The 26,912-nt window shown below is 72.4% G+C and carries 25 protein-coding genes; 10 read left to right on the forward strand and 15 right to left on the reverse strand.

Annotation, left to right across the window (positions count from 1 at the left end):
- The first annotated feature begins 81 nt into the window (after positions 1–81).
- On the forward strand, positions 82–975 hold the full coding sequence (locus ACFYV5_RS27670; RefSeq protein WP_389172825.1) for an NAD(P)-dependent oxidoreductase: 894 nt from the start codon (positions 82–84) through the stop codon (positions 973–975).
- Positions 976–1,000: 25 nt separating this feature from the next.
- Here ACFYV5_RS27670 and ACFYV5_RS27675 read toward each other — a convergent pair whose 3' ends face one another.
- The 5 genes from ACFYV5_RS27675 to ACFYV5_RS27695 form a co-directional block, all read right to left on the reverse strand.
- Positions 1,001–1,582 carry a GNAT family N-acetyltransferase gene (locus ACFYV5_RS27675; RefSeq protein WP_355113470.1) on the reverse strand — a complete coding sequence of 194 codons (582 nt, stop codon included), beginning with the start codon at positions 1,580–1,582 and terminating at the stop codon, positions 1,001–1,003.
- Positions 1,583–1,644: 62 nt separating this feature from the next.
- The gene (locus ACFYV5_RS27680) at positions 1,645–2,892 is read right to left on the reverse strand and encodes a serine hydrolase domain-containing protein (protein ID WP_389172828.1); all 1,248 of its coding nucleotides are present in this window, start codon (positions 2,890–2,892) and stop codon (positions 1,645–1,647) included.
- Positions 2,893–2,928: 36 nt separating this feature from the next.
- Positions 2,929–3,708: an energy-coupling factor ABC transporter ATP-binding protein gene (locus ACFYV5_RS27685; RefSeq protein ID WP_389172830.1), complete on the reverse strand. Its 780-nt coding sequence runs from the start codon at positions 3,706–3,708 to the stop codon at positions 2,929–2,931.
- Entirely contained in the window at positions 3,705–4,499 is a 795-nt protein-coding gene (gene cbiQ / locus ACFYV5_RS27690) for a cobalt ECF transporter T component CbiQ (RefSeq protein ID WP_389172832.1), read from the reverse strand. Before cbiQ ends, ACFYV5_RS27685 begins: the two co-directional genes overlap by 4 nt.
- Before the next feature lies 1 nt (position 4,500).
- Positions 4,501–5,535 carry an energy-coupling factor ABC transporter permease gene (locus ACFYV5_RS27695; RefSeq protein WP_389172834.1) on the reverse strand — a complete coding sequence of 345 codons (1,035 nt, stop codon included), beginning with the start codon at positions 5,533–5,535 and terminating at the stop codon, positions 4,501–4,503.
- Between the two features lie 126 nt (positions 5,536–5,661).
- Between ACFYV5_RS27695 and ACFYV5_RS27700 the strand changes: the two genes are divergently transcribed.
- Positions 5,662–6,024, forward strand: a complete 363-nt coding sequence (locus tag ACFYV5_RS27700; protein WP_355113480.1) for an SsgA family sporulation/cell division regulator — start codon at positions 5,662–5,664, stop codon at positions 6,022–6,024.
- Between the two features lie 87 nt (positions 6,025–6,111).
- Here the strand turns inward: ACFYV5_RS27700 and ACFYV5_RS27705 are convergent, their stop codons facing one another.
- Together ACFYV5_RS27705 and ACFYV5_RS27710 are read right to left on the reverse strand one after the other, a co-directional pair.
- Positions 6,112–8,355 (reverse strand): MMPL family transporter, encoded by a 2,244-nt coding sequence (locus ACFYV5_RS27705; RefSeq protein ID WP_389172837.1) that lies wholly within the window; start codon positions 8,353–8,355, stop codon positions 6,112–6,114.
- Positions 8,356–8,466: 111 nt separating this feature from the next.
- Positions 8,467–9,039, reverse strand: a complete 573-nt coding sequence (locus ACFYV5_RS27710) for a TetR/AcrR family transcriptional regulator (RefSeq protein ID WP_355113484.1) — start codon at positions 9,037–9,039, stop codon at positions 8,467–8,469.
- A gap of 150 nt (positions 9,040–9,189) precedes the next feature.
- Between ACFYV5_RS27710 and ACFYV5_RS27715 the strand changes: the two genes are divergently transcribed.
- The gene (locus ACFYV5_RS27715; RefSeq protein WP_389172840.1) at positions 9,190–12,534 is read left to right on the forward strand and encodes a S41 family peptidase; all 3,345 of its coding nucleotides are present in this window, start codon (positions 9,190–9,192) and stop codon (positions 12,532–12,534) included.
- A gap of 73 nt (positions 12,535–12,607) precedes the next feature.
- Here the strand turns inward: ACFYV5_RS27715 and ACFYV5_RS27720 are convergent, their stop codons facing one another.
- The 5 genes from ACFYV5_RS27720 to ACFYV5_RS27740 all read right to left on the reverse strand — a co-directional run bounded on the left by ACFYV5_RS27720 (position 12,608) and on the right by ACFYV5_RS27740 (position 16,928).
- A complete protein-coding gene (locus tag ACFYV5_RS27720; protein WP_389172842.1) occupies positions 12,608–13,123 on the reverse strand; it encodes a GNAT family N-acetyltransferase in 516 nt (171 codons plus the stop codon).
- Between the two features lie 103 nt (positions 13,124–13,226).
- Positions 13,227–13,415 (reverse strand): hypothetical protein, encoded by a 189-nt coding sequence (locus ACFYV5_RS27725; protein WP_355113490.1) that lies wholly within the window; start codon positions 13,413–13,415, stop codon positions 13,227–13,229.
- A 95-nt stretch (positions 13,416–13,510) separates the two neighbouring features.
- On the reverse strand, positions 13,511–14,392 hold the full coding sequence (locus tag ACFYV5_RS27730; RefSeq protein WP_355113492.1) for an SDR family oxidoreductase: 882 nt from the start codon (positions 14,390–14,392) through the stop codon (positions 13,511–13,513).
- On the reverse strand, positions 14,389–15,399 hold the full coding sequence (locus tag ACFYV5_RS27735; protein WP_389172845.1) for an alpha/beta fold hydrolase: 1,011 nt from the start codon (positions 15,397–15,399) through the stop codon (positions 14,389–14,391). Before ACFYV5_RS27735 ends, ACFYV5_RS27730 begins: the two co-directional genes overlap by 4 nt.
- Entirely contained in the window at positions 15,396–16,928 is a 1,533-nt protein-coding gene (locus ACFYV5_RS27740) for a flavin-containing monooxygenase (RefSeq protein WP_389172847.1), read from the reverse strand. The genes ACFYV5_RS27735 and ACFYV5_RS27740 overlap by 4 nt, the downstream gene beginning before the upstream one ends.
- Before the next feature lie 191 nt (positions 16,929–17,119).
- Here ACFYV5_RS27740 and ACFYV5_RS27745 point away from each other — a divergent pair, with 191 nt between their 5' ends.
- The 5 genes from ACFYV5_RS27745 to ACFYV5_RS27765 all read left to right on the forward strand — a co-directional run bounded on the left by ACFYV5_RS27745 (position 17,120) and on the right by ACFYV5_RS27765 (position 21,926).
- Positions 17,120–17,740, forward strand: coding sequence for a MerR family transcriptional regulator (locus tag ACFYV5_RS27745; protein ID WP_355113844.1), 621 nt, complete (start codon positions 17,120–17,122; stop codon positions 17,738–17,740).
- A gap of 121 nt (positions 17,741–17,861) precedes the next feature.
- Complete coding sequence (locus ACFYV5_RS27750) at positions 17,862–18,470, forward strand: hypothetical protein (RefSeq protein ID WP_389172849.1); 609 nt, start codon at positions 17,862–17,864, stop codon at positions 18,468–18,470.
- A 2-nt stretch (positions 18,471–18,472) separates the two neighbouring features.
- A complete protein-coding gene (locus tag ACFYV5_RS27755) occupies positions 18,473–19,744 on the forward strand; it encodes a peptidoglycan-binding domain-containing protein (RefSeq protein ID WP_389172851.1) in 1,272 nt (423 codons plus the stop codon).
- Positions 19,741–20,469, forward strand: coding sequence for an ABC transporter ATP-binding protein (locus ACFYV5_RS27760; protein ID WP_389172853.1), 729 nt, complete (start codon positions 19,741–19,743; stop codon positions 20,467–20,469). Before ACFYV5_RS27755 ends, ACFYV5_RS27760 begins: the two co-directional genes overlap by 4 nt.
- 218 nt (positions 20,470–20,687) lie before the next feature.
- Positions 20,688–21,926 (forward strand): ABC transporter permease, encoded by a 1,239-nt coding sequence (locus tag ACFYV5_RS27765; protein ID WP_389173169.1) that lies wholly within the window; start codon positions 20,688–20,690, stop codon positions 21,924–21,926.
- A 47-nt stretch (positions 21,927–21,973) separates the two neighbouring features.
- Here ACFYV5_RS27765 and ACFYV5_RS27770 read toward each other — a convergent pair whose 3' ends face one another.
- From ACFYV5_RS27770 to ACFYV5_RS27780, 3 genes are read right to left on the reverse strand one after another with little or no spacing between them, the layout of a single operon-like run.
- Positions 21,974–23,623: a sensor histidine kinase gene (locus ACFYV5_RS27770; protein WP_389172855.1), complete on the reverse strand. Its 1,650-nt coding sequence runs from the start codon at positions 23,621–23,623 to the stop codon at positions 21,974–21,976.
- Positions 23,620–24,327, reverse strand: coding sequence for a response regulator transcription factor (locus tag ACFYV5_RS27775; RefSeq protein WP_389172857.1), 708 nt, complete (start codon positions 24,325–24,327; stop codon positions 23,620–23,622). The genes ACFYV5_RS27770 and ACFYV5_RS27775 overlap by 4 nt, the downstream gene beginning before the upstream one ends.
- Before the next feature lie 30 nt (positions 24,328–24,357).
- A complete protein-coding gene (locus tag ACFYV5_RS27780; RefSeq protein WP_389172859.1) occupies positions 24,358–25,155 on the reverse strand; it encodes an exodeoxyribonuclease III in 798 nt (265 codons plus the stop codon).
- Between the two features lie 49 nt (positions 25,156–25,204).
- Here ACFYV5_RS27780 and ACFYV5_RS27785 point away from each other — a divergent pair, with 49 nt between their 5' ends.
- Positions 25,205–25,684, forward strand: coding sequence for a GNAT family N-acetyltransferase (locus ACFYV5_RS27785; RefSeq protein ID WP_355113510.1), 480 nt, complete (start codon positions 25,205–25,207; stop codon positions 25,682–25,684).
- A gap of 121 nt (positions 25,685–25,805) precedes the next feature.
- A complete protein-coding gene (locus ACFYV5_RS27790) occupies positions 25,806–26,738 on the forward strand; it encodes a peptidase (protein WP_355113512.1) in 933 nt (310 codons plus the stop codon).
- Positions 26,739–26,912: the final 174 nt, after the last annotated feature.

Consider the following 26,912-nt stretch of genomic DNA (forward strand, 5'->3'; position numbering starts at 1 on the left):
AACCCCTTGAACCCTTGACCTCAACTTCGGTTCAGCTTCTAGCGTTTCGCGCAGTATTCAACCGAGGAGAGAGCGACGTCGATGACCACTGCCTCAGAACGAAACGACGCCCAGCCGGCCGTGACCGTGATCGGTCTGGGTGAGATGGGCTTCGCACTTGCCGGCGCCTTCCTGGAGGGCGGGCATCCGACCACCGTGTGGAACCGTACGGCGGAGAGGGCCGACCCACTGGTCGCCAGGGGGGCCGAGCGGGCCGCGACCGTTCGTGACGCCGTTGCCGCCAGTCCCCTCGTGGTCGTCAGTGTGAAGGGCAACGCGACGGCCCGCGCGCTGCTGGAATCGTCGGGCGACGCGCTGTCCGGCCGCTCCGTGCTCAACCTCACGGATGGGACGTCCGCGGAGTCCAGGGCCGTGGCCGAGTGGGTCGGGGACCAGGGCGCGCAGTATCTCCACGGGCAGATCATGACGATCGCTCCGGGCATCGGGGGAGCGGAGACGGTGGTCTTCTACGGCGGTTCCGACGCCGTGTTCCACCGCTTTCAGCCGGCGCTCCGGCTCATCGGTGGACGGGCGACCCTGGTCTCGGCCGACGCCGGCGTGCCGGCCCTGTACGGGATGGCCGTGCACGGCACCATGTGGGGCGCGCTCAACGGGTTCCTGCACGCGGCCGCCCTGCTGTCCAGCGAGGGCATCGAGGTGAAGCGGTTCCTGGACGACGCCGGCCCGTCCGTCGCCGCGCTCCTGGGCTCCTTCCCGATGATGGCGGACGAGGTCGACCGTGGTGAGTACGCGTCGCAGTACGGAGCGCTCCAGCACCACCGGCCCTCGGTCGAGGACCTGGTCCGCGAGAGCGAGGCGCGGAACATCGACGTCGACTTCCCCGGCTACACCCTCGGCCTCGTGAACAAGGCCCTGGAGAACGGCCATGCCGATGACAGCTACTCCCGCCTGATCGAGCACTTCAGGAAGCGGTGAGCGCCCGGCCGGGCCCCGGAGCGTCCTACCGCGTCCCTCGCAGGTCGAGCCGCATCAGGATCCGGGGATGGCCGGCCAGCACCGACGTGGTGTCGGCGGCGTGGACGAAGCCGGCCCGTTCGAAGTTCTTCCGGAGCCCGGCGTAGGCCATCGTCAGGTCGACCTGCGCCTCCCCGTTGTCCAGGGGGTACGCCTCCACCGCCGGTGCGCCCTGGGCCCGGGCGAACTCGGCCGCGCCGGCGATGAGGGCGTGCGAGATGCCCTGCTTCCGGTGGCCCGGGCGCACCCGGACGCACCACAGCGACCAGACCGGCAGGTCGTCGACGTGCGGGATCTTCCGGCTGCGCGCGAAGGAGGTGTCCGCGCGCGGCGCCACGGCGGCCCAGCCCACCGGCTCGTCGCCGTCGTAGGCGATCACCCCGGGCGGGGGCCCACGACGGCACAGCTCGGCGACGTACTCGCCGCGCGCCGGCCCGCGGAGCTCGTTGTTGAGCGCGGACGGAATCCGGTAGCTCAGGCACCAGCAGACGTTGGCGTCCGGTGACTTCGGGCCCAGCACGGCACGGACATCCTCGAAGACCGAAGCCGGACGCACCTCGATGGTCATGTGTCCACGATGTCACGGCGCACCGACATCCGACGTGCGGTTGCCGCCGCGTCGACCCGGGCTCAGCCCTCGATGCTTCCGATGCTCCACCGCACGGCCCGCACCAGCGCCTGCGCACGCGGGTCCGCCGTCACCGTCTTGCGCATGCCGTTCGTCACGTAGCCGAGGGCGATGCCCGACTCGGGGTCGGCGAAGCCCAGGGAGCCGCCGCGGCCGGGGTGGCCGAAGGAGGTGGGACCGAGGAGCGGGGAGGCCGGGCCGTGGAGCATGTGGCCCAGGCCGAAGCGGGTGCCGACGATCAGGACGCGGTCGGGCCCCGCGGACTCCTCGGTGCGGGCGAGGGTCAGGGTCGCCGGGGCGAAGAGGCGGGCGCCGCCGTCGACCGGGCCGAGGGTGGCGGCGTAGAAGCGGGCCAGCGCGCGGGCGGTGGAGACGCCGGCCGAGCCGGGCAGTTCGGCCGCCCGGTACAGCGGGTCGTTCTCGTCGGGCTTGGGTTCGATCGCCCCGAACGCGCGCCGCGTGAGCGAGTCGGGGTCGCGGTAGGCCTCCGTCACCGAGCGCTTGGGGCGCAGCTTCAGAGCCCCGCCGCCGGGCGGCTCGATCTCCTCGACCGGGCCGAGGCGGCCGGCCCGGTGGGCCTCCTCGGGCGGCAGGCCGATCCAGAGGTCGAGGCCGAGCGGGCGGGCGATCTCCTCGGCGACCCAGCGGCCGATGGTGCGGCCGGTGACCCGCTGCACCAGGCCGCCGAGCAGCCAGCTGAAGGTGTGGGCGTGGTAGCCGTGCGCGGTGCCCGGCTCCCAGACGGGTGCCTGCGCGGCGATCGCCGCGGTCGCCGCCTCCAGGTCGACGGCCTCCGCGAGGGTCAGCGGCCGGTCGAGGACCGGCACCCCGGCCCGGTGCGCGAGCATCTGCCGTACGGTCACCCGGTCCTTGCCCGCCGCCTTGAACTCCGGCCAGTACGTGCCGACCGGGGCGTCCAGGTCCAGCTGCCCGCGCTGGTGCAGCAGCAGCGGCACGGCGGCCGCGACGCCCTTGGTGGCCGAGCGGACGACCTGCGCGGTGTCCAGGGCCCACGGGGTCTGCCCGGCACCTTCCCCGCCGTGAGCGTCCCGGGTCCCGGCCCACAGGTCGACGACCTTCACTCCGTCGCGGTAGACGGCGACCGCCGCGCCCCGCTCGCCCCGGTGCTCGAAGTTGCGCAGGAACGCGTCCCTGACCGGCTCGAATCCCGCCGCCACCGTGCCCCGGACGTCCACGTGCCCCACTCCTTCTCGCTCGTACTCGCTCGTACGGATGCGTCGCGACCCCATGGTGCAACGTCGACCCGGGGCGCCCGATTCCGGGGGTCAGACGACCGGGCGGGGGACGAAGCCGTACGGCAGTTCCAGGCGGTTGCGGGCCATCAGCTCCTCGTCGGCGAGGATGTCCGCCGTGGGCCCGTCCCCGGTGATCACGCCCTCGCTCAGGATCACCGAGCGGGGGCAGAGCTCCAGGGCGTACGGCAGGTCGTGGGTGACCATCAGGACGGTGACGTCCAGGGAGCGCAGGACGTCCGCGAGCTCCCGGCGCGAGGCGGGGTCGAGGTTGGAGGAGGGCTCGTCGAGGACGAGGATCTCCGGCTCCATCGCGAGGACGGTCGCCACGGCCACGCGCCGTCGCTGCCCGAACGACAGGTGGTGCGGCGGCCGGTCCGTGTACTCCGCCATGCCGACGCGAGCGAGGGCCTTCTCCACCACGGCCTCAAGCTCCGGCCCGCGCAGCCCGGCCGATGCCGGGCCGAAGGCGACGTCCTCGCGGACGGTCGGCATGAACAGCTGGTCGTCCGGGTCCTGGAAGACGATGCCGACCCGGCGCCGGATCTCGGCCAGATTCCGCTTCTCGACGGGCAGTCCGGCGACGGAGACCGTGCCGGCGCCGGCGGTGAGGATGCCGTTGAGGTGGAGGACGAGCGTGGTCTTGCCGGCGCCGTTGGGGCCGAGCAGGGCGACCCGCTCGCCGCGCTCGACGGTCAGGTCGACGCCGAAGAGGGCCTGGTGGCCGTCGGGGTAGGCGTACGCGAGACCGCGCACGTCCAGGGAGGGGACGAAGGCGGGGGTCGGAGCGGCCGGAGCCGTCGGAGCGGTCATGACGTCGTCCATCCGAGGAGGCAGATCAGGAGGGCGGTGAGCGGCAGGGAGCCGGCCCGGAGCCACTGGGCGCGGGTGGCGGTCGCCTCGTCGATGACCGGCATCGAGCCCGTGTAGCCCCGGCTGACCATCGCGAGATGGACGCGCTCGCCCCGCTCGTAGGAGCGGATGAAGAGCGCGCCGGCGGATGTGGCGAGGACGCCCCAGTGGCGGATCCCCTTCGCCTCGAAGCCGCGGGAGCGGCGGGCGATGGACATCCTGCGCATCTCGTCGGTGATCACGTCGCCGTACCGGATCATGAAGGAGGCGATCTGGACGAGGAGGGGCGGGAGCTTCAGCCGCTGGAGGCCCAGGATCAGCGCGCGCAGCTCGGTGGTGGAGGCGAGCAGCACGGAGGCGGCGACGCCGAGGGTGCCCTTGGCGAGGACGTTCCACGCGCCCCAGAGGCCGGGGACGGAGAGCGAGACGCCGAGGACGGTCGTCTGCTCGCCGGGGACGACGAAGGGCATCAGGAACGCGAAGGCCACGAACGGGATCTCGATCAGCAGCCGCCGCAGCAGGAACCCGGCCGGGACGCGGGCCGTCGCCGCCACGCCGGCGAGCAGGACGGCGTAGAGGGCGAAGGCCCAGACCGCCTCGCGGGGCGTGGAGACCACGACCACGACGAAGCCGAGGACGGCGGCGAGCTTGGTGTGCGGGGGCAGCGCGTGGACCGGCGAGTCACCCCGCCGGTAGAGCTTGTGGGCTCCCCCGTGGCCTTCGGCACGGGCGGTGCCCCCATCCCGCGCCATGTCAGACCTGAGCGCCTGTGGAGGCGGCCTTGCGGCGGCGTACGGCCCAGAAGGCGCCCGTGCCCACGGCGAGCGTCGCACCCACGCCGATCACGCCCGCCAGACCGCCGGACAGCCGGGCGGTCTCCACACCCTCGACGCCGTAGTCCGCGAGCGGGGAGCCGGCCGCCGCGTGTTCCTCGACGTTCTTGTCGATGCCCTTGTCGGCGGCGACCTTCTCCAGGCCGTCGGGGTTCGCGGAGGCGTAGAAGGAGACGAAGCCGGCCAGGACGAGGGCGGCGACGAGGCCGCCGATCCACACCTTCTTCGGGGAGCCGGCCGCGGCGGGCGCCGCCGCCACCGGGGCCGCGTCGACCAGTTCACCGTTCACGCGCAGCTTGAGCGGGGCCGTCAGGCCCCGGGCGCCGTGGACGAGGTCCGGACGGACGGCGACGACCGCGCCGACGGTCAGCATGGTGATGACGGCCTCGCCGATGCCGATGAGGGTGTGCACGCCGACCATCGCGGTGAGCACCTTGCCGATCGGTACGTCGGTGGTGCCGCCGACCGCGTAGACCAGGGTGAACGCGGCGGCCGCGGCGGGCACGGAGACGAGCGCGGCGACGAACGCGGAGGCGGTCACCGAGCGACGGGTGCGCGGCAGGACGAGCACGAGGCCGCGGAAGAGCGCGTACGCGACGACGACCGTGACGACACCCATGACGGTGATGTTCACGCCGAGCGCGGTCAGGCCGCCGTCCGCGAAGAGGATGCCCTGCATCAGCAGGACGACCGCTATGCAGAGCACACCTGTGTACGGCCCGACCAGGATGGCGGCGAGCGCGCCGCCGAGCAGATGTCCGCTGGTCCCGGCGGCGACCGGGAAGTTCAGCATCTGCACGGCGAAGATGAAGGCCGCGACGAGACCGGCGAGCGGAGCCGTCCGCTCGTCCAGCTCGCGCCGGGCGCCGCGGAGGCTGACGGCGACGGCGCCCGCGGCGACGACTCCTGCTGCGGCCGATATGGGGGCGTTGATGAATCCGTCGGGTACATGCACGGCATTGATGATAGGCGCCACCTGCAAAGAGCTTGCAAGAGCGCACAGGTCACAAATGAAGTCGACGCATGCGCCGGGAAATATGGGACATTAGGGACTAGTGACGCGAGTGTGAGGAGTCGGCCGATGCAGTCCGCCGCGGATGACCATGCCGTCGAGGATCACGCCAAAGGCAGGATCATCACCGACGCCCCCCTCTCCCGACCCGTCCCCGTCGCCCTGCGCTACGACCCGGACGCCACCCCCGCCACCGTGTGCTTCGTCTTCCCCGGCAACATCGAGTGGTCCTTCCCGCGCACCCTCCTCGAAACCGGGATGCGTGCCCCCGCCCGCCGGGGGGACATCGGGATCTGGCCGTGCGGGCGGGTGCAGACGATCGTCGAGTTCCATACGGCGGACGGCGTCGCGGTCGTCCAGTTCGACTCGACGGCCCTGGTGCGCTTCCTCAGACACACCTACGCCGTCACCGCGTCGAGTTCGACACGATGACGGCGTAGAGCCGCGTCGGTTCCCCGTCCCCACGGGTTCCGGCGCGTTCCGGGGCGTACCCCTCCGCTCAGGAGGTCGCCCCGGGGATCAGGGGACCAGGTCGGTCATGACCCGCTCGATCTCCCTCAGGGTCGATGCCGACTCGCGCTGCGGGCCTTGCGGCCCGTTCCCGCCGTCCCCGTCCTCCGCGTCGGTCGCGGCCAGCCCCTCGCCCTCCACGTCCACGTTCGGCAGCACCTTGTCCAGCCACTTCGGCAGCCACCAGGCCTTGTGCCCGAGCAGCGCGAGCACCGCCGGGACGATCGCCATCCGGACCACGAAGGCGTCGAAGAGGACGGCGACGGCCAGGCCGAAGCCGATCATCTTGATCATCTGGTCGTCCATGCCGATGAACCCGGAGAAGACCGCGATCATGATCACCGCGGCGGCGGTGACCACCCGGGCGCTGTGCCGGAAGCCGGTCACGATCGCCTCGCCGGGCCGCTCTCCGTGGACGTACGCCTCGCGCATCCGGGTGACGAGGAAGACCTCGTAGTCCATCGCGAGACCGAAGACCACACCCACCATGAAGATCGGCATCATCGACATGATGGGGCCGGTCTGCTCGACACCGAAGAGGGAGCCGAGCCAGCCCCACTGGAAGACCGCGACGACCGCGCCGAGGGCGGCGACCACCGAGAGCAGGAAGCCGAGGGCCGCCTTGAGCGGGACCAGGATCGAGCGGAAGACCACCATGAGGAGCAGGAAGGCGAGTCCGACGACCAGCGCCAGATAGGGCACGAGCGCGTCGTTCATCTTCTGCGAGAAGTCGACGTTCATCGCGGTGGCGCCGGTGACCAGGACGTTGTCTCCGGTCGCGTCCCGGATGTCGTGAACCAGGTTCTCGGTCTCCAGCGAGGAGGGACGGCCCTTCGGGATCACCGTGATCATCGCGGTGTCGCCGGCCTTGTTGGGCGTCGGCGGGGTGACGGCCACGATCCCGTCCAGGACCTTGATCTTCTCGACGGTGGAGTCGGCGGCGGCCTTGTCCCCGTCGACGACGACCATCAGCGGCCCGTTGAACCCGGGACCGAACCCGTCCGACAGCAGGTCGTAGGCGCGCCGCTGGCTGGTGGAGGTGGGCGAGGAACCGTCGTCGGGCAGGCCCATCTCCAGCGAGGCGGCGGGCAGCGCGATCGCGCCGAGGCCGAGGACACCGACGAGCAGGACCATGACGGGGCGGCGGATCACGAACCGGGCCCAGCGGGTGCCCCCGTTGGGCTTGGCGTCCGCCTTCGCGGGGTCCGCCTTCGTCAGGTCCACAGCGCCCTTGCGCTGCTTGCGGCCCATGACCTTGGCGCCCGCGAACCCGAGCAGGGCGGGGATCAGCGTCAGCGCGATCAGGACGGCGATCACGACCGTGCCGGCGGCGGCGAAGCCCATCTTCGTCAGCATGGGAATGTTGACGACGGCCAGGCCGACCAGCGCGATGACGACGGTCAGACCGGCGAAGACGACGGCGGAGCCGGCCGTGCCGACCGCGCGGCCCGCGGCGTCCTCGGGCTCCCGGCCCTCGGCCAGCTCGGCGCGGTAGCGGGAGACGATGAAGAGCGCGTAGTCGATGCCGACGGCGAGGCCGATCATCATCGCGAGCGTGGAGGTGGTGGAGCCGAGGTCCAGGACGGAGGCGAGCGCGGTGATCGACGAGACGCCGATGCCGACGCCGATGATGGCGGTGAGCAGCGGCAGTCCGGCCGCGACCAGCGAGCCGAAGGTCATGACCAGGACGATGCCGGCGATGACCACGCCGACGATCTCCCCCGCGCCGGTCGCCGGAACGGTCTGGAGCGCGTCACCGCCGATCTCGACGGTCAGCCCCTGCCCCTGGGCGTCGTGCCCGGTCTTCTTCAGGGCCTCGCGGGTCGCGTCGCTCAGCTCCATGCCGGAGACCGTGTAGCTGACGGAGACGTAGGCGGTCGAGCCGTCCTTCGAGACCGCCTGGGCGGTGTACGGGTCGGTGACCGAGGCGACCTGGTCCGATCCGTCCTTCAGCTCGCCGACGACGTCCTGGACCTTGGCCTTGTTGGCCGGGTCGGTCATCTTCTGGCCCTCGGGGGCCTGGAAGACGACGCGGGCGGTGGCCCCGTCGGCGTTGCCGCCGGGGAAGCGCTGTTCGAGGAGGTCGAAGGCCTTCTGGGCCTCGGTGCCGGGTATCGAGAAGGAGCTGGAGGTCGCGGCGGGCGCGGTGGCGGCGCCGACCCCGGCGAGCGCGAGGAGCGCCACCCAGAGGAGGGCGACGAGCCGTCGGCGCCGGAAGGCGGAGCGACCCAGCTTGTAGAGGAACGTGGCCACGGGGGCGTACTCCCGATTCGTGGTGGGACAGGGCATGGGGAGCCGGCCCGACGGCGTGAGCGGTGCGACGTCAGGTGGTGCGGGTGGTGCGGGTGGTGCTGTGGGGAGGGATCAGACGCCGAGTGAGGGGAGCACGACGGCGTCGATGTAGCTGCTGAGGAAGGCGTGGTCGACCGGCTGATCCTCGATCAGCGGGCGGGCGATGAACGCCCCGATCAGCATGTGCGGTACGAGCTTCAGAGCCGGGTTGCCGGCGCTGACCTCACCCCGCTCGACCGCTCGTCGGAGCAGCGCCTCGAAGCCGATCATCTCGGGGTCGATGAGCACTTCGCGGAGCGCCCGGAGCAGGTCGGGGTTGGTGTGGACGGCATGGGCGAGGCTCCGGATCAGCGCGGAGTCCTTGTCCATCTGGCAGTCGTCGGTCCGGTCCAGCATCGCGTGGAGGTCGCCCCGCAGCGTGCCGGTGTCGATCTCGTCGATCTCGACGGGCTTGTTGTGGAGCATCGCCTTGGCGACCAGCTCGGGCTTGCTCCCCCACTGGCGGTAGAGGGTGGCCTTGCTGGAGTGGGTGCGGGCGGCGACGGCGTCCATGGTGAGGGCGTCGTAGCCCACCTCGCGCAGGAGGTCGAGCACGGCTTCGTACAGCTCGGACTCACGCTCAGGGGTGAGCCTGCTGCGCGCCATGACCGGCCTCCATCCGAACGAAACGGTTTCGTACAGTACGAAGGTACCCCCCGATCCAGCGAAACGAAACCGTTTCGTACGTGTCCTGGCCCACACACGGGTACACCCGTACGAGTTGCCGCGCCCCCTCCGCGCGGAAAGCATGAGGAGGTGAGTGACGACGCCGCGTATCTCCGATTCCCGCACCTCCACGACGACCTGCTGTGCTTCGCGGCCGAGGACGACCTCTGGGTCGCGCCCCTCGTGCCCGAGGGGCACCCGCCCGGCCGCGCCTGGCGGGTGACCGTCGACCGGACCCGGGTCGGCCACCCGCGTTTCTCGCCCGACGGGCGCCACCTCGCCTACACGAGCTGGCGCAGCCTCGACCCCGAGATCCATCTCGCACCGGTCGAGGGCGGGCCCGCCAGGCGGCTGACCTACTGGGGCTCGACGGACACCCGGGTCTGTTCCTGGTCCCCGGACGGCGACATCCTCGCCGTCTCCTCGCACGGCCAGCCCTTCTCGTACTTCTCCTGGGCCTACACCGTCCCCACCGACGGCGCCCCCGGCGGCCGGATGCCCTGGGGCCCGGTCTCCGACATCGCCGTGGCCGACCTCGACGGAGAGCGCCGCACGCTCCTCCTCACGGGCAAGCCGCCGCACGAGCCGGCCGCCTGGAAGCGGTACCGGGGCGGCGCCACCGGACGGCTGTGGCTGCACGGGGAGCGGCTGCTGCCGGACGTCGAAGGCCATCTCGACTGCCCGATGTTCGTCTCCGGCCGGATCGCCTTCCTCTCCGACCACGAGGGCATCGGCAACCTCTACTCCTGCCTGCCCGACGGCACCGACCTGCGCCGGCACACCGACCACGACGCCTTCTACGCCCGGCACGCGTCGAGCGACGGGCGGCGGGTGGTCTACCAGTGCGCCGGTGACCTGTGGATCGTCGACGACCTGACCGTCCCCGATTCGATGCCGCGCAAGCTGGAGGTACGGCTCGGCGGCCCGCGCGCCGGCCGGCGCCGCTACCAGGTCCCGGCCGCCAACCACGTGGACGCCCTCTCGGTCGACGAGACCGGGCGGGCGAGCGCCGTCTCGGTGCGCGGCAGCCTGTACTGGCTCACCCACCGCGACGGGCCGGCCCGCACGATCACGGACACCCCGGGCGTACGGGTCCGGCTGCCCGAGATGCTCGGCAGCGGCGACCAGATCGCGTACGTCACCGACGCCGAGGGCGAGGACGCGATCGAGGTCGCGTACCTGCCGCGCGCCAGCGGCGACCGGGCGCCGCGCCGGCTGGCCTCCGGCGCGCTGGGCCGGGTGGAGGAGATGGTCTCCGACCCGGACGGCGAACGCCTCGCGATCGCCTCCAACGACGGCCGGCTGCTTCTCATCACGGTGTCCGACGAGCTCGGCACCGTGTCCGACGAGCTCGGCACCGTGGCCGACGACGCGGCCGCCGCAACCCCGGGGGCGGAGGCGTCCGACGGCGAGGTCAGCGAGGTGATCCGGTCGGTCAACGGCCCGGTGCGCGATCTCGCGTTCTCCCCCGACGGCGCCTGGCTGACCTGGTCGCACCCCGGCATCGGGCGCTCGCTGCGCCAGATCAAGATGGCCCGGATCTCCGGGCCGGGCCCCCGGACGATCGTCGACGTCACCAACGGCCGCTTCGAGGACGAGAACCCGGTCTTCACCAGCGACGGCCGCTACCTCGCCTTCCTCTCGTGGCGGGGCTTCGACCCGGTGTACGACGTGCACACCGGCGACCTGTCGTTCCCGCTGGGCTGTCGGCCCTATCTCGTACCGCTGTCGTCCGCGACCCCGTCGCCGTTCGCGCTGCTGCCGGACGGCCGTCCGGCGGCGGGCGGGCTCGACCCGGCCGAGACCGACACCGAGGGCGGGGAGGGCACCACGATCGTGGAGGTGGAGGGGCTCGGGGACCGGGTCACCCCGTTCCCGGTCGCCGCCTCCAAGTACTCGGCGCTGCACCCGGTCAGCGGTGGCGGGCTCGTCTGGCTGCGCTGGCCGATCTCCGGCGCGCTGGGCGAGACCTTCGCCAACCCGGCCGACACCACGGGCCGCCCGACCTTGGAACACTTCAACATCACCAAGGCCCGCAAGACCGAACTCGTCGGCCACCTCGACTGGTTCGCGGTCAGCGGCGACGGCTCGCGGCTCGTCGTGGTCGACGAGGGCGATCTGCGGGCGGTGCCGGCGACCGAGCCCGGGGACGGCGACTCGACCGTCTACATGGACCTGCGGCGGATCCTGCACGAGGTCGACCCGGAGGCGGAGTGGCGCGGGGCCTTCGAGGAGGCGGGGCGGATCGTCCGCGCCTACTTCTGGGACCCGAACATGTGCGGGGTGGACTGGCCGGCCGTCCTCGACCAGTACCGCCCCCTGGTCGAACGGGTCGCCTCCCCCGACGAGTTCGCCGATCTGCTGCGCGAGGTCATGGGCGAGCTGGGCACCTCGCACGCCTACGTCTCGCCCGCCCGCCGCAACGAGGGTCCGCCGCACTACCAGCGGCCGATGGGTCTGCTGGGCGCCAACCTGGTCCCCCGGGACGGCGGCTGGATGGTCAAGCGGATCCTGCCCGGCGACTCCTCCGACTCCAAGGCACGCTCACCGCTCGCGGGCACCGGCATCCGCGAGGGCGCGATCCTCACGCACGTGGACGGCCGCCCGGTGGACCCCGTGACCGGGCCGTATCCGCTGCTGGCCTCCTCCGGCGGTACGACCGTCGAGCTGACCTTCCGGCCGCCGGAGGGCGAGGGCCGCGCGCGCCGGGTCGCGATCGTGCCGCTGATCGACGAGCGGCCGCTGCGCTACCAGGACTGGGTGACCAAGCGGCGCGCGGTGGTACGGGAGGTCAGCGGCGGCAAGTGCGGCTATCTGCACATCCCGGACATGGGCGGCTCGGGCTGGGCCCAGTTCAACCGGGACCTGCGGATGGAGGTCTCCCGGCCGGCCCTGATCGTGGACGTGCGCGGCAACGCGGGCGGTCACATCAGCGAGCTGGTGGTGGAGAAGCTCACCCGGAAGATCCTCGGCTGGGACCTCACGCGCAACGCGCAGCCCGTGTCGTACGCCTCGAACGCGCCGCGCGGCCCGGTCGTCGCCCTCGCCGACGAGGCCACCTCATCGGACGGCGACATGATCACGGCCGCGTTCAAGCTGTTGGGCCTCGGGCCGGTGGTGGGCCAGCGGACCTGGGGCGGCGTCGTCGGCATGACCGGCCGTCACCGGCTGGGCGACGGCACGCAGATCACGGTCCCGATGAACGCGGCGTGGTTCCCCGAGTACGGCTGGTCGGTCGAGAACCACGGCGTGGAACCGGACCTGGCGATCCTGCGCACCCCGCTGGACTGGGCGGAGGGCCGCCACGCCCAACTCGACGACGCGGTGGAGGTGGCGCTGTCGCTGCTCGGGGAGACTCCGGCGGCGACCCCGCCCGGCTACTCCGACGTCCCCGACCGCTCCCGCCCGAAGCTCCCGCCGAGGTCCAGCTCGTAGGAGGCAGCGGGCTACGCACCGAGGTCGCAGGAAGCCCCGAGGCTACGCACCGAGGTCGCAGGAAGCCCCGAGGCTACGCACCGAGGTCGTAGGAGACGCCGAGCTGCGCTCCGAGGTCCAGTTCGTAGGAGGCCCCGGGCTGCCCGTCGATCGTCACGCTTCCGACGGCCCCGAACCCGACCCGACCGAGCACGGCCCTCGACCCGTCGTTGTCGAGGGTCGTGACGGCGGTCAGCCGGCTCAGCCCGTACACCTCCCGGGCCAGCCGGCACACCTCCCGCACCCCGCCCGTGGCAACCCCTCGCCCGGTCGCCTTCTCGGCGACCCGGTAGCCGAGCTCCGCCTCCCCGTCCGCCACGTCGACGAGGTTGAACCGCCCGAGGATCTCCCCGCCGTCCCCGACGAGCACATGGAACATGACCGCCCCGGTCGCCTGCTCGTCGAGCAGCGCCTGGTGCCGCGCCGCGAACTCCTCGAAGTAGGCGTCCCCGCGATCGGGCACGGAGGCGGCGAAGTACCCCCGGTTCTCCCGCTCGAACGCGAGGAGGGCGGGGGCGTGTTCGGCGCGCAGCAGCTGCAGTTCAGGCATGGACGTCACCGTAAGTGCTCTCCCCCACCCGAGCACCCGAAATTCCCCGGACAGCGAAAAGGCGCACCCGGCGTCCCGGGTGCGCCTTCTCGGTGGACAGACGTCAGGCGTCGTAGTCCCGGTCGAGACGGTCCTGGGCCTCCTGCCGGGCCCGGCGCTGCTCCTCCTCGGAGGGGCGGCCCTTGGCCTGGGAGGCGCGCTCGGACGCTTCGTCCCGTGCGTTGCCCATCTTCCGCTTCGCCTGCTCAGCAGCCTGCTGCGCCTTGTCCTTGAACTGCTCTGCCTTGCCCATGAAGGTTCACTCCTGGATGGGGTGTGAGGGGTAAGGGGCGGGTGCCCCTGGGACCTCGACCAGCGTGGCACGGCCGGACACTCTACGCATTTCGATCAGATACGCTCCGTACGCGCCTGCTCGTCGGCCGCCCCTCCGGCCCCCACCAGACCCTTGGAAACGCTGGCCAGACGCGGCTCGAAGCGCTTCATCTCCCGCTGGCCGACCGTGGCGATGACCCCCGGCAGATAGCCGCGGATCGACTGCATCCCGCGCAGCCACCACTGGGCGTACACATGCGCCGAGCGCCGTTCGATGCCCGCCACGATCCGGTCCACGGCCGGGCCCAGCGGGTACGTGCGGTTGGACGGCCAGGGCAGCCGCTGCCGCAGCTCCTTCATCACGTCGTCCTGGTCCGCGCCCCGGACCATGTCGGTGTCGGTCCACGACAGGTAGCCGACGCCGACCTTCACCCCCTTGTAGCCGACCTCTGCGCGCAGGCTGTGCGCGAAGGCCTCGACGCCCGACTTCGAGGCGCAGTACGCCGTCATCATCGGCGCCGGCGTGATGGCCGCGAGCGAGGCGATCTGCAAGAAGTAGCCGCGGGACTCCATCAGGACGGGCAGGAACGCCCGTCCGGTCACCGCCCCGCCGATCAGGTTGACCTCGATGACCCGCCGCCAGGCGACCGGGTCGGAGTCCACGAACGGACCGCCCGCCGCGACACCCGCGTTGGCGACCACGATGTCGACCTTGCCGAAGCGCTCCTTGACCTCGGCCGCCACCCGCGCCATCGCCTCGTGGTCGGTGACGTCCGCGTGCCACCAGTCGGCCTCGGTGTGCAGCCGGGCGGCGACCTGCTTCAGCTCCTCCGGCTCCAGGCCGACCAGCGCGATCTTCGCGCCGCGTGCGGAGAGCTTGCGGGCGAGGAGTTCACCGACACCGCGGGCCGCTCCGGTGACGACCGCGACCTGTCCCTCCAGGCTGACCCTGCTCATGCGTCCTCCTTCTGCTCCTGCTGGACATACGTGGTCACGAGTTCCCTGATGCGCGCGGTGACGGCCTCCGGGGCCTCCACCGGGGTCATGTGCCCCATCCCCGCCAGCTCGTCGAACCCGACGCACCGCGGCAGCGCGGCGGCCATGGCGCGGGAGTGCACGGGCGGGGTGAGCCGGTCGGCCGTGCCGACGAGCACGGCCACGGGCAGCTCCAACTCCCGTATGCCCGCTTCGAGATCGAGCTCCGCGAGCACATGTGACCAGGCCACCCGCGAGACCCGCGGACAGGCGTGGACGATCCGGGCGCAGGTGTCGACCCGCTCGGGCGCCGAAGCGGGGCCCATCGTGGCGTACATGAGGATCTTCCTCGACACCGGCGTGACCGGTCCGAGCGGCGCCCTCGCTCCCAGGATCGCCTTGGTCAGCCGGGTCCGCAGGCCGCCCGCCCGCAGCGGTACGACGAGGGATTCGGCCGTGAGCCGGGACGGGCCCGTGGAGCAGAGGAGCGCGGCGGCGGCGTGTTCCCGGAACGCGGGGCGTGTGGCCGCCGCCATGAGCGTCATGCCGCCCATGGAGTGCCCGGCCAGGACCGCCTTCTCGCCGGGCGCGAGGGTGGCGGCGAGAACCGCTTCGAGGTCGTCGGCGAGCGCCCGCGTGGAGTGGCCGGAGGGGCCGGCCGGGGCGGGGGTGCGGCCATGGCCGCGCTGGTCGTAGGCGATGACCCGGTGGTCGCGGGAGAGGTCGCGTATCTGCTCGGCCCAGAAGGCGATGGAGCAGGTCCAGCCGTGGGCCAGGACCACGGGCGGGGCGCCCTCGGGCCCGTACACCTCGACATGGATGCGGGCGCCGTCGGCGGAGACGGCGATCAGCTCGCGCGGGTGCGGGAGCGGTGCCGCCGTCGTGCGCGCGGTCGCACGGGACGCCTTGCGCGATGCCGTACGGGACGAGGTCGTACGGGATGTCGTACGGGACGAGGTCGTACGGGCCCCGGAGGAGAGGCGGCTCATTTCACGGCCTCCTTCTTCCGGGTGGCCGTACGCTTCGACTGCTCGGGGACGCTCTCGGCGGCCGGGCGCAGCACCTCGTACTCCGCGAGGTCCACCCGTCGCGTCTCGCGCCGGAACTCACTGGTCGTCCCCGGCCACAGCGTGGTGTTGCGGCCGTTGGCGTCCAGGTACCAGCTGTCGCAGCCGCCCGCCTTCCACACCGTCCGCTCCATCCGGGCCTGCACCTTGTCGTTCCAGGCGCCGACGGCGGACGGCCGGGCGGCGAGGGCCGCGCGCCCTCCGAGCACGTTCAACTGGCGCAGGTAGTCGGCCATGTAGTTCAGCTGGGACTCGATCATCAGGATCATGGAGGAGTTCCCGAGCCCCGTGTTGGGCCCGATGATCGTCATCCAGTTGGGGAAGCCGTCGACGGTCGCGCCGCGCAGCGACTGCACCCCGTCCTTCCACGCCTCGGCGAGCGAGGAGCCGTCCGCGCCGACGACGCGCTCGGCGATCGGCATGTCGGTCACATGGAATCCCGTACCGAAGACGATCGCGTCGACCTCGGTCTCCGTGCCGTCGGCCGCGACGACGGTCGAGCCGCGGACCTCGCGCAGTCCGGAGGCGACGACGTCGACATTGGGCTGGGCGAGCGCCGGGTAGTAGGCGTTCGACAGCAGGATGCGCTTGCAGCCGATGCGGTACGAGGGGGTCAGCTTGGCCCGCAGCGCCGGGTCCTTGATCGCCTTGTTCATGTTGGCCTTGGCGAGCGACTCGACGAGACCCAGCTCGCCCGGACGCTTGGTGAACGCGCTGACCTGCAGCTCGCGGATGCCCCAGAGCAGCCCTCGGCGCGCGGTCCCGGTGAAGGGGATGGTGCGGTGGAGCCAGCGTTCGGCGCCGGTGATGGCGCGGTCCATGCGCGGCATGACCCACGGCGGGGTGCGCTGGAAGAGGGTCAGCTTCCCGACCTGTGGCTGGATAGCGGGCACGATCTGGATCGCGGAGGCGCCGGTGCCGACCATGGCGACGCGCTTGCCGGTGAGGTCGTAGTCGTGGTCCCACCGCGCGGAGTGGAAGACCTTCCCGGGGAAGTCGGCCAGGCCCGGGATGTCGGGGATCTTCGGGTCGGAGAGCGGCCCGGTCGCGGAGACGATCACGTCGGCGGTGAAGGAGCCCTGGTTGGTGTCGATGTGCCAGCGCAGTTCCTCGGCGTCCCAGCGCATCAGCGACACCTCGTGGTTCAGCCGCAGGTGCGGGCGGAGCCGGAAGGTGTCGGTGACGTGCTCCAGGTAGGCGCGGATGTGGCGCTGCCCGGAGAAGGTGCGGGGCCAGTCGGGGTTGGGCGCGAAGGAGAAGGAGTAGAGGTGGGACGGCACGTCGCAGGCGCAGCCCGGGTAGCTGTTGTCGCGCCAGGTGCCGCCCACGGAGTCGGCTCGCTCCAGGACCACGAAGTCCGTGATCCCCTCGCGGCGCAGCCGGACGGCGGCCCCGAGACCACCGAACCCCGATCCGATCACCGCCACTCGTACGTGCTCGTGCTTCGCCATGCCGCCTCCTGTGCGCCCGGCCCGTGCTTACGACCAAGATTCCGCCAGCAATCACTGGCACAGTCGGGACTGTAGAGCAGCGGCATACCGAGCGGTAGGGGTGGAGCAAGGGAAAGTTACCGGCGGTACAACATAGGCTGGCGGGCGTGGCAGAACGATCGGAAGACGTGACAGGTGTACGCGAGTACCGTATGGACGAACTCGCCGCGGCGGCCGGCATCACCGTGCGCACCCTGCGCTTCTACCGCGAGCGCGGGCTGATCGCCCCACCCCGCCGCGAGGGCCGCATCGCCTGGTACGACGACCACCACCTGGCCAAGCTCCGGACGATCGCCGCCCTGCTCGAACGCGGCCACACCCTCAATGGCATCGCCGACCTCAACACCGCCTTCGAGAGCGGCAAGGACGTCAGCGAGGTCCTCGGCCTCGGTGAACCCACCGAGGAGGAGCCGGTCCGGCTCACCCCGCAGGAGCTGGCCGACTACTTCGCGGGCGAGGTCACCCCCGAGAACCTGCTGGCCGCCCTCGACCTCGGCTACCTCGCCACCGACGGCGACACCATCGTCCACATCAGCCGCCGGCTGCTCGACGTCTCCGCGGCCCTGGTGAAGGAGGGCGTCCCGCTCTCCGCCGTTCTCGAGGCGGGCCGGGCGGTCCGCGAACACGCGGACGCGCTGGCCGGGCTCTTCACCGATCTGCTGCGCGAGCACGCCGAGGAGAAGGACATCCAGCGCCTGCGCCCGCTCGCCAAGAGCGTGGTGGAGGCGGAACTGTCGATGGCCATGGACCGCCGTCTGCGGGACACCTCCTGACGCTGTGAGACCCGCATGAACGGGTGACAGGTTCTTCAACAGTTCTTCATCACCTCCGTCCTACGGTCTGCCTGCCCGCCGCACCCGCGGCAGGCGGACACGGGGGGAACGGGAGGAACGGATGAGGACGAACCGGTTGCTGATGGCCGCCGCGGCCACGGTCATGGCGTTCACGCTGACCGGCTGCGGCGGCGACGGGGGCGGGGACGGGGCGAAGGTCCCGACGACGGGCGGTGGCGGCTCGTCCAAGGAGGCCGGGACGGCGGGCGGCGGCAAGGACGCGCTCACCGCGTACGTCGAGGGCAAGCGCGCCTGGGTGGCGTGCATGCGCCAGAACGGGATCCAGCTCAACGACCCCGACGAGAAGGGCCGGGTCGACTTCGGCGGCGGCGACACCGTGCGCGGCATGAAGAAGGACCCGAAGTTCCTGACGGCGAGCGAGAAGTGCGCGCCGGTCGACCCGCCGCTCCCCGAGGACCTCGAGAGCTCCCTCAATCCCCTCACACCCGAGGAGATCAAGGCCAGGCACGACTACGCCGACTGCATGCAGAAGAACGGCGCCCCCGACTTCCCCGATCCGGGCCCTGACGGGCGCGACGACAACGCCGGCAGCAACGCCGACGCCGACGGACCGTCATGGGACCAGAGTTCGGCCGGAGCCAAGCGGGCCGCCCGTGTGTGCGGCCCGATCATCGGCGAACCGACCGACCCGCCGCCGGCCAAGGGCTGACGATGACGGAGACGCATGCGGAGAGGCAGGCGGAGGCGGAGGCGGCGATACAGGCGCCGCCACGCGGCAGGCACGGCCGCCGCACGGCACTGATCGCCTCGGCCGTCGCCCTGGTGGCCGCGGTCGCCGTGGTCGGCACCCTGGAGCTCGGCGGCGGTGCCGACGAAGGCCCGAGCGCGCCGCCCCGGTCCGGCTCGATCGTCTCGGTGACCCGGACGACGCTGACCGAACGTACGTCGGTGGAGGGGGAGTTGGGGTACGGGACGGAGCTTCCGCTGCCCGTGAAGGCGCAGGGCACCGTGACCTGGTTGCCCGAGACGGGGGCCACGGTCGAGCGCGGCGGGGAGCTGCTCCGGGTCGACGACCGGCCGGTGATCCTGCTGTACGGAAGCCTGCCGATGTACCGGGACCTGGCACTGACGGCCCAGGAGGAGGGACAGGGGGAGCGGGAGCAGCAGGGTGAGGACCGTACGTCGCCGAAGACCTCGGGTTCACCGGCGCCGGGGGGCGCCGGTGACGGCGGAGACACGGGTTCCACGGACGCGCCGTCGTCCCGGGCCCCGCGCGAGCTGAGAGGCGGGGACGTCCGGCAGTTCGAGACGAACCTGGCGGCGCTGGGCTACACGGGCTTCACGGTCGACGACCGGTTCACCGACAGCACCGCCGCGGCGGTCAAGCGCTGGCAGAAGTCCCTCGGTCTTCAGCAGACCGGTGCCGTCGGCGCCGGAGACGTCATCTACTCCGCCGGCACGGTCCGCATCGGCCGGGCGGGCGGCCGGCCCGGCTCGGCCGTCGGCGAGAACACCCTCACGTACACCGGTACGTCACGGAAGGTCGTCGTCAACGCCTCGGCCACCCATGCCTCCTGGGCCGTACGCGGCGTCGCCGTCACCGTCACCCTGCCCACCGGCGGATCGGTGAAGGGCACGGTGGCGTCGGTGGGGAAGCAGGCGACCGCGCCCGAGGGGGGCGGCGGCGAAGGCGGTTCGGGCGGACCCGACGCGACGATTCCGGTGACCGTCACGCTCCAGGACCAGAAGGCCGTGGGGCGGTTGGAGAGCGGTCCGGTGACCGTCGAGTACGTGGGCCGGGAGGTCAAGGACGTCCTGACCGTCCCGGTCTCCGCGCTCGTCGCCCTCGCCGAGGGCGGCCACGGCCTGGAGACCGAGGAGGGCCGGTTCGTCGCCGTGAAGACCGGGCTCTTCGCCGACGGCGCGGTGGAGGTGAGCGGTCCCGCGGTCCGCGAGGGCCTGAAGGTGAGGATCCCGGAATGAACGGCGGATCTGCGACCGGACCGGGCTCCGCCACCGTCGTGGAGTTCGACGCGGTCTCCAAGACGTACCCGGGCGGGGTCGCGGCGGTACGGGACGTGAGTCTGCGGATCGCGCGCGGCGAACTGGTGGCGATCGTCGGCCCGTCCGGCTCGGGCAAGTCCAGCATGCTGAACCTGATGGGCAGCCTCGACCGCCCCTCCGCCGGCCGCGTCCTGGTCGACGGGCACGACGTGGCGAGCCTGACGGACCGGGAGGTCTCCGCGCTGCGGGCCACCCGGATCGGCTTCGTCTTCCAGCAGTTCCACCTCGCGGTGGGCGTGCCCGTACGGGACTCGGTCGCGGACGGCCTGCTCTACGCGGGCCTGCCGATGCGCCGCCGCCGCGCCGAGGCGGCCGCCGCGCTGGCCCGGGTGGGGCTCAGCCACCGTGCGCACCATCTGCCGCACCAGCTCTCGGGCGGCGAGCGGCAACGGGTCGCCGTGGCCCGCGCGGTGGTCGGCGAACCGGCGGTCCTGCTCGCGGACGAGCCGACCGGCAACCTCGACTCGGCGTCGGGCGCCGCCGTACTCAGCCTGCTGCGGGACCTGCACGCCGGCGGCACGACCGTCGTCGTCATCACCCACGACCGCGAGATCGCGGCCCAGCTGCCTCGCCGCATCGAGATGCGCGACGGCCGCGTGGTCGCCGACACGGCACGGAGCACGACGATCGGGGCACCTCGGTGACGGACAGCACGACGAACCCGCCTTCGGCGTCCGGCACTTCACCGGCCGACCCTCCGTCGCCCGGGCGCGGATCCGACCGCCGCGGAGGCGGGGCCCGGGGGCCCGAGCACGGCGGAGGCACCGGTCTCGGATCCGACCGCCGCGGAGGCGGGGCCCGGGGGCCCGAGCACGGCGGAGGCACCGGTCTCGGATCCGACCGCCGCTTCGGCGCGCGCCGCATCGGCGCCCGCCGCCGAGCCGCCCGCCACGGATCCGACCGACGTGGCGCGGGCCTCCTGCGGCCCGCCCGGCTGCGGCCCGCCGACGTCGTACGGCTCGGCGGAACCGGCCTGCGGACGCGCCCTCTGCGGGTCTTCCTCTCCGCCCTCGGCATCGCCATCGGTGTCGCCGCCATGATCGCGGTGGTCGGCATCTCCGGCTCCGGACAGGCGGAGGTGGACCGCCGGCTCGACGCCCTCGGCACCAACCTGCTGCGGGTCTCCCCCGGCGAGACCCTCGCGGGCGGCGAGGCCGAACTCCCGCCGGAATCGGTGGCGATGATCCGCCGCGTGCCACCGGTACGGCAGGTCGCCGCCACGGGCGCCACCGGCGCCCACGTCTACCGCAACGAACGCGTCTCCCCCGGCCGCACCGGCTCGCTCCACGTCCTCGCGGCCGGCTCCGACCTGCTGCCGGCCGTCGGCGGTCACCTCCGCAGGGGCCGCTGGCTGGACTCCACGACGGAGAAGCACCCGGCCGTCGTGCTCGGTTCGACCGCCGCCCAGCGTCTCGACGTGTACACCCCCGGAACCCGGGTCTGGATCGGCGGGCGCTGGTTCTCCCTGATCGGGGTCCTCGATCCCGTACCCCTCGCACCGGAGCTCGACAGCGCCGCCCTCGTCGGCCGGCCGGTGGCCCGGACGTACCTCCGCTTCGACGGCCACCCGTCGACGGTGTACGTCCGCGCCGAGGACAGCCAGGTGGCGTCCGTACGGGCGGTGCTCGCGGCCACGGCGTCCCCGGAGAAGCCCGGTGAGGTGAAGGTCTCCCGCCCCTCCGACGCGCTCGCCGCCCGCGAGGCCACCGAGTCGGCCCTGACCGGGCTCCTGCTCGGCCTCGGCGGCGTGGCGCTGCTGGTCGGCGGGGTCGGCGTCGGGAACACCATGGTCATCTCGGTACTCGAACGGCGTGGGGAGATCGGCCTGCGCCGGGCGCTCGGCGCGACCCGGGGGCAGATCCGCACCCAGTTCGTGACGGAGTCACTGCTGCTGTCGCTGATCGGCGGGCTGGGCGGAACGGTGCTCGGGACCCTGATCACGGCGGGCTACGCCGTGAGCCGCGACTGGCCGACCGTCGTCCCGGCCTGGGCGAGCGCGGCCGGCATCGGTTCGACCCTGGTCATCGGCGCGATCGCCGGACTGTACCCGGCGGTGCGGGCGAGCAGGCTGGCTCCGACGGAGGCGCTGGCAGGAACGTGACGGGCAGGGGCGGGGTGCGTCCGGGGGGCCACGCCCCCACCCCCGCCCTACCCCACGGGCAGGACGACCGTGAAGGCCGTCCCCACGCCCACCTCGCTCGTCACCTCGATGGCCCCGCGGTGGTCCGCCACGATCTGGCGGGCGATCGAGAGCCCGAGTCCGCTGCCCCCGGTGGCCCGCCCGCGCGCCGCGTCCGCGCGCCAGAAGCGGTCGAAGAGGTGCGGCAGATCGGCCGCCGGAATCCCGCTGCCGGTGTCCCGGACCGTGATCCGCACCATCTCGTCGCGTTCGGCCAGTTCCAGCCGGACGCTTCCGCCGGGAGCGGTGTGCCGCACCGCGTTGCCGACGAGGTTGCTCAGCGCCTGGCGCAGCCGCCCGGGATCGCCGTACAGCGGTACGGGTCCGGTCCCCGGCACGTCGGCGGTCAGTTCCACCCCCGCCGCCGCGGCCAGCGCGCTGTGCGCCGTACGGCAGGTCTCGACCAGCTCCCCCGCGTCGAGCGCGCCGCGGTGGTACGTCAGGGCGCCCGCCTCCGCCAGCGCCAGATCCTGCAGGTCGTCCACGATCCGCTGCTGGAGCAGCACCTCCTCGTGCAGCGAGTCCAGCAGGTCGGCGTCGGCCTCCAGGACCCCGTCGCGCAGCGCCTCCAGATAACCGCGGAGATTGGCCAGCGGCGTCCGCAGCTCGTGCGCGATGTCGCCGACGAGCCGGCGCTGCCGTTCCTCGCTGGCCTGGAGCGAGTCGGCCATGCGGTTGAAGGACCGGCCGAGCTCCGCGATCTCGCCCTTGCCGGCGGCCGGCACGCGCCGCCCCAGGTCGCCCCCGCCGAGGCCGAGGGAGGCGTCGGTGAGCGCCCGTACCGGCCGCAGTACGGCCCGGCCGAGCAGCAGCGCGCAGGCGAGGACGGTCGCGGCGACCCCGGCGGCCACGGCCACGGTCGGACCCACGGCGAGGCTCTGTCCCGCGTCGTCCAGCGCGCCGAGGTGGACGCTGACCGGCTGCGGCGCGACGGCGGCGGTCCGCTCGGCGAACACCCGTTGCAGACAGGGGATGCGTTGGTCGCCCTTCGTCGGGGCGCAGACATCGAGTGCGACCCGGTGGGACTCGAGCACGGCGCCCGACGGCCCGTCGCCCTTGACGCACGCCCCGGACCCGGCCCCGCTCCCCCCTCCGCCCGCGTCCGTGAACTCGGGCACGCCCAGATCCCCCTCGCGCACGGTCACGTCATGCCCGGCCCGGGTCAGGCACGCGGCGTAGGTGACCCCGGTCGTGTAGTCGGCGATGGCGCTCGTGGTCACCTTGGCCATCGAGGGGAAGTACGCGTTCCTGTCGCCCTGGAAGGACAGCTCGGGCCGGGGGTCGATCAGCAGCGGCGGCGCGGTACCGATGGGGCGGGGTTCCCGGCCGAGGAGGACGTCGGAGTCGGCGACCGTGCCGCCCGCCGCGTCGGTGAGCCGGATGCGCTGTCCGGTGTCGCGCGCCAGCGTCCGTACGGTTCCGGCGACGCCGTCCCAGGTGCCCCGGGTCTCCCCGTACCGGCGCAGCTCCGCGGTGATCCGGGTGACGTCCTGCCGGTCGGCGGCGGCCGATTCGCGGACCTGGCGGGTGACCTGGGCGAGCGTCAGCCAGGCGGTGGCGGCGGTGGCGGCCAGCGCGACGAGGAGGATCAGGGCGAAGACGCGGATCCGGAAGCTCACGCCGGGCCGCCGTCCGCGAGCCGGTATCCCCGCCCGTACACCGTCTCCAGGTACCGGGGCCGGGCCGGATCCTCCTCCAGCTTCAGGCGGAGGTTGCGCACATGCGCGTCGACGGTCCGTTCCAGCACGTCACTGCCGAACCCGAAGACCCGCTCGATGATCTGCGCCCGGGTGAAGACCCGGCCCGGTTCACGGGCCAGCGCCTCCAGGAGGGAGAACTCCTTCGAGGTCAGGGCCACCGGCCGGCCCGCCACCCGCACCTCGAAGCGCGCGGTGTCCAGCTCCACCGCGCCGACCCGCAGCAGGGCGGGCGCCGCCGCGCCGGCCTTCCTGGACCGTCGCAGCAGCGCCCGTACCCGCGCGGTGAGTTCGCGGGGGCTGTAGGGCTTGGTGAGGTAGTCGTCGGCGCCGAGGTCGAGGCCGAGGAGCAGGTCCTCCTCGGTGCTGCGGGCGGTCAGCAGCAGAATCGGTACGTCGGAGACCTCCGAGGGCTCCGCGCGCAGGATGCGGCACACGTCGAGTCCGTCGACGTGCGGCAGCATCACATCGAGGACGATGAGATCCGGCCGGGTCGCCCGGGCCTTCTCCAGCGCGGCGCGGCCGTCGCCGACGACCTGGACCGCGTTCCCCTCCCGCTCCAGATAGATCCGTATGAGCCGGGACTGTTTCGCGTCGTCCTCGGCGACCAGAATGCGCGCGCTCAACGTCTCCCCCCTTCCCCGCGCGGCGCGCGGCTACAGCTCGTAGACCGCCGTCACGGGCGCGTGGTCGCTCCACCGCTCCCCGTGCGTGGCGGCCCGCTCGACGTACGCCTTGATCGCCTTGGCGGCGAGGCCCGGCGTCGCGACCTGGTAGTCGATGCGCCAGCCGGCGTCGTTGTCGAAGGCGCGCCCGCGGTACGACCACCAGGAGTACGGGCCCTCCTGGTCCGGGTGGAGGGCGCGGACCACGTCGACGTACGCCGCCTCGTCGAAGACGCGGCTCAGCCAGGCGCGCTCCTCGGGCAGGAAGCCGGCGTTCTTCTGGTTGGTCTTCCAGTTCTTGAGGTCGGCCTCGCGGTGGGCGATGTTCCAGTCGCCGCAGACGACGACCTCGCGGCCGTCGGCGGCGGCGCGCTCCTTGAGCTCCTTCAGGTACGGCAGGAACTCGTCCATGAAACGGACCTTCTCGTCCTGCCGCTCCGTGCCGACCTCGCCGGAGGGCAGGTAGAGGCTGGCGACGGTGACACCGGGCAGGTCGGCCTCGATGTACCGGCCACTGGCGTCGAACTCGCTCGACCCGAAGCCGACCCGCACGCCGTCGGGCTCGCGCCGGGTGTAGAGCGAGACGCCCGCGCGCCCCTTGGCGGCGGCGGGCGCGTGCGCGGTGAACCATCCCTCGGGGGCGGCGACCTCGGCCGGCAGCTGGGATTCCTCGGCGCGTACCTCCTGGAGGCAGACGGCGTCGGCGGAGGTGCCGGCGAGCCACTCCACGAAGCCCTTCTTCGCGGCGGCGCGCAGACCATTGACATTGACGGACGTCACAGTGAGCATCCGGGGAGAATACCGATCGACTCCCCTGCATAGATGTACGATGCTCCGCATGAACATACGCCCGACGCCCTACGACCACCCTGACGCGGTGAAACTCAACGACGCCGTCCAGCTGGAGTACGCCGACCGGTACGGCGACGAGGGCGATCTCACACCGCTGGACGCCAGGATGTTCCTGCCGCCGCGCGGCCTCTACCTCCTCGCGTACGACTCCGAGGAGCGCCCCGTCGCGACGGGCGGCTGGCGCAGCCAGGACGAGAACGACGAGGGTTACGCGGACGGCGACGCCGAGCTGAAGCGGATGTACGTGATACCGGAGGCGCGCGGCCTGGGTCTCGCCCGCCGCATCCTCGCGGCCCTGGAGGCGGACGCCCGCGCGGCGGGACGGATCCGCATGGTCCTGGAGACGGGCACGGCGCAGCCGGAGGCGATCGCGCTGTACACGAGCAGCGGGTACGAGCCGTGCGCGAAGTTCGGTTACTACCGGGAGTACGAGAACAGCCGCTGCTACGCGAAGCCGCTGACCTGAGATCGCCGCATTGATTCTCTGACGCGCTCCTGACAATCGTCTCACCATCTGGCACGCTTCCTCACGCACGTCGATCCGCACCGCTCTCATCCCCCACCTGCCTCGGCAGAAGGAGACATGCGTGAGACGCCATCGCACAGTCGCAGCGGTCCTGTTGTCGGTCGGAGCCCTGCTGACGGGAGCCCTGACCACGAGCACGGCGCAGGCGGCGGAGAAGCCCGCCTTCTGGACAGCGGAACGGATGCGCTCGGCCACCCCGCTGGACCTCGAGGTCGCTCCCGGAGCCCTCAGGACCCTCAAGCAGGTCGCCCGCTCGTCCACCCCGACGACGATCGCCCCGACGACCGCCCCCGCGTCCCTCACCCCGACGGCCTTCCCGCAGCCGGGCGGCCCCTGGACGGGCGGCGGCGCGGTCGTGAAGACCTCGGGCCGGGTCTTCTTCACCTTCCAGGGCCGTACGGCCTCGTGCTCGGGCAACGCGGTCACCAGCCAGAACCAGAGCACGGTCATCACCGCCGGCCACTGCGTGAAGTACCAGGGCGCGTGGCACACGAACTGGGTCTTCGTCCCGGCGTACGACAACGGCAACGCGCCGTACGGCCAGTGGACGGCGACGAAGACGCTCACGACCCCGCAGTGGGAAGCGAGCGAGGACATCAACTACGACATCGGCGCGGCGGTCGTGGCCCCCCTGAACGGCCGGACCCTGACCTCCGTCACCGGCGCCCAGGGCATCCAGTTCAACGGCGGCTACAACAAGCCGATGTACGCCTTCGGCTTCCCGGCCGCCTCCCCGTACGACGGCTCGAAGCTGATCCACTGCGCGGGGAACTCCTCGAAGGACTTCCTCTTCTCCCAGGACCACAGCCTCGCCTGCAACATGACGGGCGGCTCGAGCGGCGGCCCCTGGTTCACGGGCTTCAACGAGACGACGGGCACGGGCCTCCAGGTCTCGGTGAACAGCTTCGGCTACACGTTCCTCCCGAACCGCATGTTCGGCCCGTACTTCGGCAACGACGCGAAGACCCTGTTCGACCGCGCCCAGACCTCCTGAGCCGAGCCCGCCCCGCAGCCCCCGACCGGACCTCCTCCGCCGGGGGCTGCGGCCCGTACGCCGGTGGTCGTCGCTTGTCTGACGAGATGGGATAGGGGGCGTTCGGGTGGTATGGGGCGCGAACCGCAACTGCCCGCGGTCGGTCCGGAGTCCTCCCGGTCAGTGGCAGGACAA

It is taken from the genome of Streptomyces sp. NPDC003035 (assembly GCF_042888285.1).
Taxonomy (GTDB): Bacteria; Actinomycetota; Actinomycetes; order Streptomycetales; family Streptomycetaceae; genus Streptomyces.